The sequence below is a fragment of the Parasynechococcus sp. genome (genome assembly GCF_042954325.1).
GTDB lineage: Bacteria > Cyanobacteriota > Cyanobacteriia > PCC-6307 > Cyanobiaceae > Parasynechococcus.
The window spans coordinates 1-9,761 of sequence record NZ_JBGKDS010000085.1 but is presented as its reverse complement, the minus strand read 5'-3'; the positions used below and the strand labels follow the sequence as shown (position 1 = coordinate 9,761).

Genomic DNA, 9,761 nt, shown 5'->3' with positions numbered 1-9,761 from the left:
GCCCAGTACTCGCCGCACCCTGCTCGGGCATGGTCGGCATGGGCATGGGTGATGAGGGCCCGAGGCACAGGACGCCATGGATCGATCCACGCATCGGCGGCACGGCAATACAGCCCCTCGGCGGTGCGTTCAATCAGCGGCTCATCTCCAGCATGCGTTGAATCGGTTGCAGGGCCTGAAGCCGAATCTCCTCATTCATCTCAATGGCCGGTTCGAGGGTTTCGAGGCACCGGTGCAATTTCTCCAGGGTGTTGAGACGCATGTAGGGACAGGCATTGCAGCTGCAACCATCCACACCGGGAACGTCGATCAGGGTTTTCTCTGGAACCCGCTGATGCATCTGATGGAGGATGCCCGGCTCTGTGAGCACGATGAACGTGTCAGCGGAGCTTGTTTCCGTGTGCTGAAGCAGCTTGCTCGTGGATCCAATGAAGTCGGCCAGATCCAGCAGGTTTTGCTGGCATTCCGGATGGGCGATCACTTCTGCAGTCGGATGCTCGAGTTTCAACTGCAGCAAGGCTTCCTCGCTGAAGGCCTCGTGCACCGTGCAACGACCGGGCCAGAGGGTGAGCTCACGGCCGCTTTGGCGTTGGACCCAGCGTCCGAGGTTCTGATCTGGAGCAAACAGGATCGGTTGCTCCGGGGGGAGTTGTTGGACGAGGTCAACAGCGTTGCTGCTGGTGCAAATCAGATCGCTCTGGGCTTTGACCGCTGCTGTGCAGTTGATGTAGCTGATGACCAGATGGTCGGGGTGCTGAGACCGGAAGGCCGCGAATTCATCGGCCGGACAGTCATCCGCCAACGAGCAGCCGGCGTCGAGGTCAGGCAGGACGACCGTTTTGTCCGGGCTGAGGATTTTCGCGGTCTCGGCCATGAAGTGGACCCCGCAGAACACGATGACGTCTGCTTCCGTCGCCGCAGCCTTGCGGGAGAGTTCAAGGGAATCCCCAATGAAGTCGGCGATGTCCTGGATCTCAGGCTCCTGGTAGTAATGCGCCAGGATCACGGCATTGCGCTCTGCCTTGAGCCGATGAATCGCTGCAACCAGCGTGTTGTCAGCGCTCATCGGATCCGGAGGCGGGCAGGATGGAGCCAGACTAGGCATCCACTCTGAACACTCTCCGCATCGCCATTGCCGGTGATCTGCATGGAGCCTGGGGTGACGCTGACGAGCAGCTCCTGGCGCAGTTGAAGCCTGACCTGACGCTGTTTGTGGGCGATCTCAGTGACGGTGATCTGCGTCTGACCCGTCGGATCGCAGCCCTGCCCCACACCAAGGCGGTCATTCTTGGCAACCATGACCGCGGTGGAGATCGTTCCGGTGGGGTGCTTCGGCAGCAACTCAGCTTGCTTGGAGATCTTCACTGCGGATGGACGCGTCGAAGCTGGGACCATCTGCCTGTGTCCATCGTGGGTGCTCGCCCTTGCAGTGCGGGTGGTGGATTTCATCTCTCCAAGGCTGTTCAGGCGGTGTATGGCCCTGTGGCCCTGGAGACGTCTGTGCAGCGGATTGTGGCCGCTGCTGCTGAGGTTCCCGACGACCAGCCCCTGATCGTGATGGCCCACTGCGGCCCCACTGGGTTGGGCTCCGAGCCCGATAGCCCTTGCGGCCGCGACTGGAAGAAACCCGCGGTCGATTGGGGAGACCAGGACTTGGCTGTTGCCTTGGACCAAATGAGTCAACGGCGTCGGCCTGACCTGGTGGTGTTTGGTCACATGCATCACGCTCTCAAGCGTGGGTCCGGGCTGCGCCGTTCTCTGGTGCGCAACCGGCAGGGCACAGCATTCCTGAACGCAGCATGCGTGCCGCGTTCCGGGGTCAATGGCGATGGCCTAACCCTGTTGCATCTGTCCTGGGTCGAGTTCAGCGGATCACGCCTCAGCTGCCTGGCCCACCGTTGGTACTCGCCCGATGGTGTGGTGCGCCACGAAGAGCAGCTGCCGATTCCGGATCCCCAGCCGTGCTGATTTACGTCTGCAGCAGTAGTCATGGCTTTGGCCATGCGGCCCGCGATGTTGCCGTGCTTCAGGCCTTGCATCAGCTCCGTCCTGATTGGCAGCTGGTGCTCAGTTCGCAGTTGAACGAACGGGTTTTGATGTCACTGATCGGTGAGGCGCCGATTCAGATCCGCCCCTGTCGTTGGGATGTGGGCATGGTTCAGGCCGATGCCCTGGGATCGGATCCCGATTCCACCTTGCTGGCGTTGGAGCACTTGCACCAGCAGCTTCCCGATTTGGTGCGGGCGGAAGCGGAATGGATTCGCAGCTGTGGACGGCCAGCCCTGGTACTCGGAGACATTCCTCCGGCCGCGGCTGCTCTTGCGGCTCGGCTGGATGCCCCGCTGGTCTGGATGAGCAATTTTGGCTGGGATGACATTTATGCCCCCTTCGGCGGAGCGTTCCTTCGTCACGCCGAGCAGGCACGGGCCTCGTATGCAACCGGTCAGCTGCTGCTGCGCTGTCCGTTTGATCTGGCCATGGACTGGGGATGTCCAGAACAGCAGCTTGGCTTGGTGTGCGGGACGGCCCGATCACTCCCCCCCGACCTGATGGAGGCTCTGACGACGCTGGATCAACCCTTGATTCAGATCGGCTTTGGTGGGCTTGGGCTGCCTTTGGATGGGGCGCTGCTCGAGCGATGGACCAGCTGTCACTTCGTCATGGCGGCGCCTCATGCCCTGGTCGGGGATCGCTGTCCCGCCAACCTCACACTGCTTCCAGAGGGGGTGCGTCCGTTGGATGTCTTTCCTTTCTGTGCAAGGCACCTGGGCAAGCCCGGGTTCAGCACTTTTGCTGAGGCGATGGCTGCAGGTGTGGGGCTGCATGTGGTGGAACGCCGCGACTTCGCAGAGGTCAGGGCTCTGTTGGATGGGCTGGTTCGCCACAGCCACCACCGTCAGCTGAGTCGTGAGCAGCTGATGCAGGGCGACTGGGAGCTGGACCGTCCTTTGCTTCCACCCAGCGAGTCCCCCTTGGATGCACGGGGAGCCCGCTCGGCCGCAGAAGCATTGGTCATGCAGCTTGAGTAATGGATAAAGAATTTTGATCGTGAATGAATAATTGAAACCCTGAGCCCGCTTTTGTTGGTGCTAATTGATACCAGCGCTTGTATTTTCCCGCATTTGCAGAGGCTTGTGCGATTTGTTGACTGGCATATATACCTATTGCTCTTGGGGTTTGTTTCGACAAAGTCATGGCGTTGGATTTTCTGTTGTCAGTGCTTTTCGTCCTTCGCGGATGTGGCTGACCAGTTTCTCCAAGTTGTTTTTTGATTGTTCTGGTATGGGTATCGAGACGTCCAACAGGCTTTCTGCTTTTGCCGCAGCTGTTCTGGTTGGCGCTCTCCCATCCGCACTGGCCGCGGCTCCAGTGCAGGCCAGCCTGTTGCCACCGTCTACGAGAGCTCAGCTGATCAGCGCTCCCGGCACGGTTCCCACCAGGGCGATTCCCTACGTGATCACCCCTGAGCGTCGGGCCTTGCTCAACACCATCCGTTTCGCGGAAGGCACCTGGAAGGGTGGTTTTGATGTCGGCTATCGGGTGATGTTCGGTGGTGGTCTGATGCCGTCGCTCGACCGACATCCCAATCGGGTCATCTACAGCTCCCGATACGCCAGTGCAGCGGCAGGTGCTTACCAGTTCATGCCGTTCACCTGGACCATGGTGCAACGCAGCATTGGTGTGCGGGGCTTTGGTCCTGAGGCACAGGACCAAGGGGCCCTGTTCCTTGTCCAGCGCCGCAAGGCCCTGGCTCTCACCGACACAGGAACGCTGTCGCCGGTCCTGACCGCCAAGCTTGCTCCGGAGTGGGCCTCATTTCCAACCCTGGCGGGTCGCAGTTATTACGGCCAACCGGTCAAGGCCTATGCACGTCTGCGTTCCTTTTACGACGTGAACCTGCAAGAGCTGCGCCGGTTGCGTGATTTGCGCAGGGACGAGCTCGCTGGCCTCCCATCGGCTCCACCCAAGGTCTGCACCGGGTCACGCATTGCCTGCGCGACCCAGCTTTAAAGCTCAGTTCAGCTTTCGTTGTCCTGGTTGCTGAGACGGCGGCCGACCGTCTGTTGCGCGATCAGATAAGCCGCCACTCCTCCTGCCAGGAAGCCGAGGGTATTGCGCAACAAGGGAAGAATCTCTGATGTCCGGGTGATCACCGGTGCGATTCCGAAGACACCGAACAACATCAACCACAGTGGCGACAGCAGCAGCATCCAGGACCAGGCAATGGTCTGCTCTTCCTTGCGTGGGTAACCCGCAAAACCGGCGATGACACCGCCGAAGATCGATGTGGTGAGCGTCCACAGCCACTGTTCCATGGGAAGGCCAGGGACCACCTGACAACCGCCCCGCTCAAGGCAGATTTCAACGGCGTTGAGGGCATCGGTGACAGCGCCGTCTTCGCCGTGGTCTTTGACGTAGTACTGGTTGCCGAATCGGGTCTGAAGTTCAACCCAATACGTCCTGGGCATCATGGCGAAATAGGCGTCGCCGACGTTGAAGTTGAGGATGTTGCCGCCACGGGGATCCGCCACCACCAGCAGGCTGGTTTCATCAAGCCCCCAGAACTCACGCACCGCCAGCCCCGGGGTCTGCTCGTACTGGGTCAGCACCCTGAGCTTCCACCCGGTTTCCTGCTCCACCTTGTTGAGTTCGTCTTCCAGGTTGGCCCGTTGCTGATCGCTGAACAGGCGTGCCAGATCGATGATCGGGGTTGGATGGTCCGGCAGTAGATCGGGGTTGTCGTAGGCGGTGGCTGGATGGGCAACGCCCAGACTCACCACCAGCACCAGTAGTGCGGCCCAGAGGCTCCTGATGTGATGTGCTCCCATGGATCCTCTGCAGTGAGCGGCATTCTCTCCAATGGATTCCAGCGCTGCGTCCATTCCGTCCTGGCTGTTGCGACATCTGCAACAGGCCGGCGAGGCTGTGCCCTTCAGCCATTACATGGACTGGGTCCTGAATGATCCTGAAGGTGGCTACTACGGTTCAGGAGCGGCCGTGATCGGTCCAGGGGGCGATTTCGCGACCTCACCGAGCCTTGGAGACGATTTTGGGGCGCTGCTGGCAACGCAGCTCGCGGATTGGCTGGGCACGCTGCGGGCGAGCGGCGGAACGCTCTCGGTCGTCGATGTCGGTCCAGGTGAAGCCGACCTGTCCGTCGCTCTGGCGGAGGCGCTGCCGGCGTTGTGCGCTGGCTTCGCCGACCGTCTCGAGCTTGTGTTGGTCGAGCACAACCCGGGTATGCAACGTCGTCAGCAGGCGCGTCTGGCTGGCTGCACAACACTTCCGGTGCGTTGGAGCTCCTGGGAGGAGCTGCAGCGCCATCCTGTGCAGGGCGTTTTGCTGGCCCACGAACTGCTGGATGCTCTCCCTGTCGATCGCCTGATCTGGCATGAGCAACAGCTGCGTCTCCAGACCGTGGCGTTGAACGCCGACATGCGCCTTCAGCTCGACAGCGTGGAGCTGCCTGATGCACTTCGCTCAGCCATTGCGTCATGGACGGCGGAGACGGGATGTGCCATGCCTCCCCCCGGTGCGGCGGACGGATGGACCAGCGAATGGCATTCCGCCTTGCCGGCTTGGATGGCGCAGGCTTCTGACGCCCTGTCGACGGGCTGGCTGTTGGTGATTGATTACGCGCTGGAGGCCGCCCGCTACTACACCCCACGGCGTTCAGAGGGCACCTTGATCACCTATCGCCAGCAGCGAGCTGGCGCGGATCCGTTGACCCATCCAGGGCAGCTGGATATCACCGCCCATCTCTGCATTGAGTCGGTGATCGCCGCCGCCGTCGCCGGGGGCTGGAGCGCCTTGGATCAGCGTCGCCAGGGAGAAGCACTGCTGGCCCTGGGGCTTGCCCAGCGTTTGCATGCTCTGCAGGCCTTGCCACCCACACAGCTTTCGGATGCGTTGCAACGCCGGGAGGCCCTGCTGCGCCTTGTGGATCCCATGGCCCTTGGGGACTTTCGATGGTTGTTGTTCGGTCGGGGTGTCGGTTCGCGTTTCAGCGATCCAGACACTCCAGACACTCCAGACACCGCAGGATCTGCTCTCGGCTGATGTCATTGCGGATCTCAACGTTGCCAATCGCCGTGGGCATCACGAAACGCAGTTGACCGTCCTGGACTTTCTTGTCCCCTTGGAGGGTTTTGAGCACAGCCTCGGGGTCCAGGTTCGGCCAGGCCGTCGGTAGACCGGCGGCCGCAATCAGGGCGTGCTGACGATCGCAGTCGTCCCGTGACCAATCCCCGCGTTGCACGGCCAATTCCCCGACGGCCACCATGCCGATGGCGACAGCTTCGCCGTGGAGCCAAGTGCCATAGCCGCAGAGTGTTTCCACCACATGTCCGAAGGTGTGGCCGTAATTGAGGATGGCCCGCAACCCACCTTCTTTTTCGTCAGCGGCCACCACGCGCGCTTTCGCGGCCGCTGAGCGTTCCAGGATGGTTTCCAGCAGTGCCGGGGAGACCCCCTTCGCCGAGGACAGATCCGAGCTGCTTTCCAGCAGTTCAAACAACTCCGGATCACCGAGGATTCCGTACTTGATCACCTCGGCCATGCCGGCACGGAACTCACGGTCCGGCAGCGTGGACAACGTGTTGGGATCAATCAGGACGAGCTTCGGTTGATGGAAGGCTCCGATCAGGTTTTTTCCACCCGGGTGGTTGACGCCCGTTTTGCCTCCGATCGCTGCGTCCACCATCGCCAGAAGGGTTGTTGGCACCTGCACCACCCCGACCCCACGCAGCCAGGTTGCTGCGGCGAATCCAGTCATGTCCCCGACCACGCCGCCCCCCAGGGCGAGCATGAGAGAGCTGCGTTCGAGTTGTTGCGCGAAGGCGGCGTCATGAATCTTGGCGACCGTGGCTGGGGTCTTCTGATCCTCCCCGGCTTCGATCACCAGAAGTTCGGCGTCAAAGCCGGCCCGGTTGAGGGCCTCAAGACACCGGGCGCCATAGGGGCCAGCCACGTCGTCATTGCTGACCACCAGGATGCGGCGACCCCGGCGGATGCCCGCTTCGAGCAGGTGTTGACCGAGTCCGCTGAGGCTGCCATCGCCGATGACAACGTCATAGGGCTGTCGATCCAAGGCGACCGTGATCCGGCGATGGGGCTGTGCGCTGGTGGCAGCCATGGCTGAGGAGGGATCCGATGCTGCCTACTTTGCCGGGCAGACCCCGGTGGGGAGGCATACGATCCCGCCATTGGTGGATGGGTTTGATGCCGTTGCCCGTGTCATGGCGCGCCTCACTCACAGCGTGGGGATTTCTCTTCCCAGCTCTGCTCCTGATCAGCATTTCCGTGCTGATTCCAGCGCTGATGGCTTTGGTGATGAGCTTCAGTGCCACAGGCCTGGATGTCAGTGAACAGCTCCGCTTTGTCGGCTTGGCGAATCTGCGTCGTCTCCTGACAGATCCAATGGTTCGTCAGGTGCTGGTGACCACCTTTCTTTACCTCGTCGGTGTCGTTCCACCGATCGTGTTTGGGGCCCTGGGCCTCGCGGTGCTGGTGAATCGCAGTCTTCCCGGCATCCACTGGTTGCGTGGAGCGCTTTACACCCCGGTCTTGGTGTCGATCGTTGTGGCTGCCATTGCCTTCCGCTGGCTGTACGCGGAGAACGGCCTGATCAACGGATGGCTGGCCAGTTGGTTCGGTGATGTTTTCTCACCGATTGGCTTTTTGACGACCCCCCAGTTGGCCTTGCCGGCCGTGATGCTTGTCACCCTCTGGAAAGGTCTGGGCTACTACATGGTGATTTTTCTTGCCGGTCTCCAGGGGATTCCCGGCGAGTTGTACGAAGCTGCTGAATTGGATGGCAGCGAGGGCTGGCGGAAGCATCTCGACATCACCCTTCCGCTGTTGCGGCCTTACGTCACGTTGGTTGCTGTGATGTCATCGATTGCCGCCACCAAGGTCTTTGAGGAGGTTTTTCTCATGACCCAGGGTGGTCCCGCCGATTCAACGCGCACCATCGTTTACTACGTGTACGACCAGGCTTTTGCCGAGCTTGAGATCAGTTATGCCTGCACGCTCGGACTGGCCCTCTTCCTTGTCGTGATGGCCTTCACGCTGATTCGAGTGCTCGTCACAGGTGATCGACAGCTGATCTAATCGACGTCCGGCGCCGATAAGTGGCATGCTGCGCAGTGGTGTGCTGTTCCGTTCTGAAATGCCCAGCTCCACCGCCATGATTGGGGTTGTCGGTGGAGGACAGCTGGCCAGGATGTTGGTTCAGGCGGCCAATCGCCGCGCCATTCCGGTCTCGGTGCAAACGACGTCGCCGGATGATCCGGCTGCTGAGCTTGCCCAGCGTCTGGTGACGGCTGATCCCCGTGATGTGGCGGGAACCCGGCAACTGGTCGAAGGGTGCAGCGGGATCACCTTTGAGAACGAGTGGATCAACATCGATGCGTTGATGCCCCTGGAACAGCAGGGGGTTCTGTTCCGTCCGTCGCTGGCCTCCCTGTCTCCACTGGTCGACAAGTTGTCCCAGCGACAACTGCTGGATGACCTCGCCATCGCCAGTCCGCCCTGGTGTCCGTTGAGTCAAATTTCACCCGCCCAACCGGCGCTGCCCCAGGGCTGGGCATTCCCTGTCATGGCGAAGGCGGCTCGGGGTGGGTACGACGGCAAGGGCACACGGGTCATTGCCAGCATCGAAGGGCTGGCGCAGTTGCTTCGAACCGTCGAGGTCAATGACTGGCTTCTGGAAGCTTGGGTCCCCTATGAACGTGAGCTAGCGCTGGTCTGCAGCAGGGATCGTCAGGGCCGTGTGCGCAGTTTCCCGCTGGTGGAGACCCACCAGAGCCATCAGGTCTGTGACTGGGTGCTGGCCCCCGCGTTCGTCGATCAGAGCGTTGAAGCACAGGCTTACAACATGGCGGCATCGCTGCTGACGAAGCTCAACTACGTGGGTGTGCTGGCGCTGGAATTGTTTTACGGACCGGATGGTCTTCAGGTCAATGAAATCGCTCCCCGGACCCACAACTCCGGCCATTTCTCGATTGAAGCCTGCAATTCCAGTCAGTTCGATCAGCAGCTCTGCATTGCGGCGGATCTGGCGGTGCCATCGCCGGAGCTCATCCATGCGGGAGCCCTGATGGTCAATCTGCTGGGGGTCGCCTCGGACCAGGCCGCTCCCTTGGAGCAACGCCTGGATGCTCTGAGCCAACTGCCCGAGACCCATCTCCACTGGTATGGCAAGACACCCGAATCGCCCGGGCGCAAGCTTGGTCACGTCACTGTTTTATTGAAGGGCGACACGGCGGCCGCCCGCCATCGCGAAGCACAGGAGGCCCTCGGCATCATTCGTGGCATCTGGCCGCTTCCTCGCCAGGAGCTCGACTAAAATCAAACCTGAACTGCTGTGTTGGTGACGGCCTTTTCTAGTGCTCTGATCTGACTCTCTTTCGACTTGGGGAGTCTGTCGTGACGGTGCCGTAGACCGGCCTTGTAGCCGGAAACGAATCCCCACTTTGACTCCCCTTCTGGTTCTTCCAGGTCGACCACTGGGGCGCGCACGGCATGGCGGTTCACCCCTTTCTGGTCTGGCGATGACAAGGCTGACCATCCTTCTGGTTCTGATCGGTTTCAGCCCTCTTCCCGCTGGATCGGCTGAAGCGATGTTCTTAGCTGACGATGCGCAGGTGGCGTGTCGCGCCATCCTTCCCGGCTGCTTCACCCGCCACGACTGGCACCGGCTTTGTCTGGAGGACCCTTCCATCCAAACGGCTCACCCAACAGCGTGTGCAGCGGCTGCT

11 protein-coding genes, 1 other RNA gene and 1 pseudogene are annotated in these 9,761 nt (G+C 61.2%); 8 read left to right on the top strand and 5 right to left on the bottom strand.

The features are described 5' to 3' along the window. Both ACGVKB_RS10525 and nadA read right to left on the bottom strand, forming a co-directional pair. Nucleotides 1–137 (bottom strand): annotated as a pseudogene (locus tag ACGVKB_RS10525) (DNA ligase-associated DEXH box helicase); the annotation flags it as partial. Then, nucleotides 134–1,066 carry a quinolinate synthase NadA gene (nadA, locus tag ACGVKB_RS10520; protein WP_392351688.1) on the bottom strand — a complete coding sequence of 311 codons (933 nt, stop codon included), beginning with the start codon at nucleotides 1,064–1,066 and terminating at the stop codon, nucleotides 134–136. The pseudogene ACGVKB_RS10525 and the gene nadA, both read right to left, overlap by 4 nt. Before the next feature lie 113 nt (nucleotides 1,067–1,179). On the opposite strand from nadA, the gene ACGVKB_RS10515 reads away from it, so the two are divergent. Further along, nucleotides 1,180–1,968, top strand: coding sequence for a TIGR04168 family protein (locus ACGVKB_RS10515; protein WP_392351689.1), 789 nt, complete (start codon nucleotides 1,180–1,182; stop codon nucleotides 1,966–1,968). Continuing rightward, on the top strand, nucleotides 1,962–3,029 hold the full coding sequence (locus ACGVKB_RS10510) for a hypothetical protein (protein WP_392351687.1): 1,068 nt from the start codon (nucleotides 1,962–1,964) through the stop codon (nucleotides 3,027–3,029). The genes ACGVKB_RS10515 and ACGVKB_RS10510 overlap by 7 nt, the downstream gene beginning before the upstream one ends. Here ACGVKB_RS10510 and ACGVKB_RS10505 read toward each other — a convergent pair. Further along, nucleotides 3,013–3,195 carry a hypothetical protein gene (locus ACGVKB_RS10505; RefSeq protein ID WP_392351686.1) on the bottom strand — a complete coding sequence of 61 codons (183 nt, stop codon included), beginning with the start codon at nucleotides 3,193–3,195 and terminating at the stop codon, nucleotides 3,013–3,015. The two genes, ACGVKB_RS10510 and ACGVKB_RS10505, sit on opposite strands and share 17 nt — an antisense overlap. An 87-nt stretch (nucleotides 3,196–3,282) precedes the next feature. Here ACGVKB_RS10505 and ACGVKB_RS10500 point away from each other — a divergent pair, with 87 nt between their 5' ends. Further along, the gene (locus ACGVKB_RS10500) at nucleotides 3,283–4,011 is read left to right on the top strand and encodes an endolysin (protein ID WP_392351685.1); all 729 of its coding nucleotides are present in this window, start codon (nucleotides 3,283–3,285) and stop codon (nucleotides 4,009–4,011) included. A gap of 8 nt (nucleotides 4,012–4,019) precedes the next feature. Here the strand turns inward: ACGVKB_RS10500 and ACGVKB_RS10495 are convergent, their stop codons facing one another. After that, nucleotides 4,020–4,829, bottom strand: coding sequence for a TPM domain-containing protein (locus tag ACGVKB_RS10495; protein ID WP_392351684.1), 810 nt, complete (start codon nucleotides 4,827–4,829; stop codon nucleotides 4,020–4,022). Nucleotides 4,830–4,860: 31 nt separating this feature from the next. Here ACGVKB_RS10495 and ACGVKB_RS10490 point away from each other — a divergent pair, with 31 nt between their 5' ends. Next, nucleotides 4,861–6,060: a class I SAM-dependent methyltransferase gene (locus tag ACGVKB_RS10490; RefSeq protein ID WP_392351683.1), complete on the top strand. Its 1,200-nt coding sequence runs from the start codon at nucleotides 4,861–4,863 to the stop codon at nucleotides 6,058–6,060. On the opposite strand, the gene aroB is transcribed toward ACGVKB_RS10490, so the two are convergent. After that, on the bottom strand, nucleotides 6,005–7,135 hold the full coding sequence (gene aroB, locus ACGVKB_RS10485) for a 3-dehydroquinate synthase (RefSeq protein WP_392351682.1): 1,131 nt from the start codon (nucleotides 7,133–7,135) through the stop codon (nucleotides 6,005–6,007). The genes ACGVKB_RS10490 and aroB overlap by 56 nt on opposite strands. Nucleotides 7,136–7,221: 86 nt before the next feature. Here aroB and ACGVKB_RS10480 point away from each other — a divergent pair, with 86 nt between their 5' ends. From ACGVKB_RS10480 to ACGVKB_RS10465, 4 genes are all read left to right on the top strand, one after another. Continuing rightward, nucleotides 7,222–8,112, top strand: coding sequence for a carbohydrate ABC transporter permease (locus tag ACGVKB_RS10480; protein ID WP_392351681.1), 891 nt, complete (start codon nucleotides 7,222–7,224; stop codon nucleotides 8,110–8,112). A gap of 58 nt (nucleotides 8,113–8,170) precedes the next feature. Further along, a complete protein-coding gene (locus ACGVKB_RS10475; RefSeq protein ID WP_392351680.1) occupies nucleotides 8,171–9,349 on the top strand; it encodes a 5-(carboxyamino)imidazole ribonucleotide synthase in 1,179 nt (392 codons plus the stop codon). Nucleotides 9,350–9,356: 7 nt separating this feature from the next. Next, nucleotides 9,357–9,539: non-coding RNA, 6S RNA (gene ssrS / locus ACGVKB_RS10470), on the top strand. A gap of 15 nt (nucleotides 9,540–9,554) precedes the next feature. Further along, on the top strand, nucleotides 9,555–9,761 hold a 207-nt coding region (locus ACGVKB_RS10465), incomplete at its 3' end, for a hypothetical protein (protein WP_392351679.1).

Bases quoted from the DNA above. Each gene is read 5' to 3' on its own strand.
- ACGVKB_RS10490 (WP_392351683.1), top strand. From the start codon at position 4,861: ATGGATTCCAGCGCTGCGTCCATTCCGTCCTGGCTGTTGCGACATCTG.
- aroB (WP_392351682.1), bottom strand. From the start codon at position 7,135: ATGGCTGCCACCAGCGCACAGCCCCATCGCCGGATCACGGTCGCCTTG.
- ACGVKB_RS10505 (WP_392351686.1), bottom strand. From the start codon at position 3,195: ATGACTTTGTCGAAACAAACCCCAAGAGCAATAGGTATATATGCCAGT.
- ACGVKB_RS10495 (WP_392351684.1), bottom strand. From the start codon at position 4,829: ATGGGAGCACATCACATCAGGAGCCTCTGGGCCGCACTACTGGTGCTG.
- ACGVKB_RS10475 (WP_392351680.1), top strand. From the start codon at position 8,171: ATGCCCAGCTCCACCGCCATGATTGGGGTTGTCGGTGGAGGACAGCTG.
- ACGVKB_RS10480 (WP_392351681.1), top strand. From the start codon at position 7,222: ATGCCGTTGCCCGTGTCATGGCGCGCCTCACTCACAGCGTGGGGATTT.
- nadA (WP_392351688.1), bottom strand. From the start codon at position 1,066: ATGAGCGCTGACAACACGCTGGTTGCAGCGATTCATCGGCTCAAGGCA.
- ACGVKB_RS10500 (WP_392351685.1), top strand. From the start codon at position 3,283: ATGGGTATCGAGACGTCCAACAGGCTTTCTGCTTTTGCCGCAGCTGTT.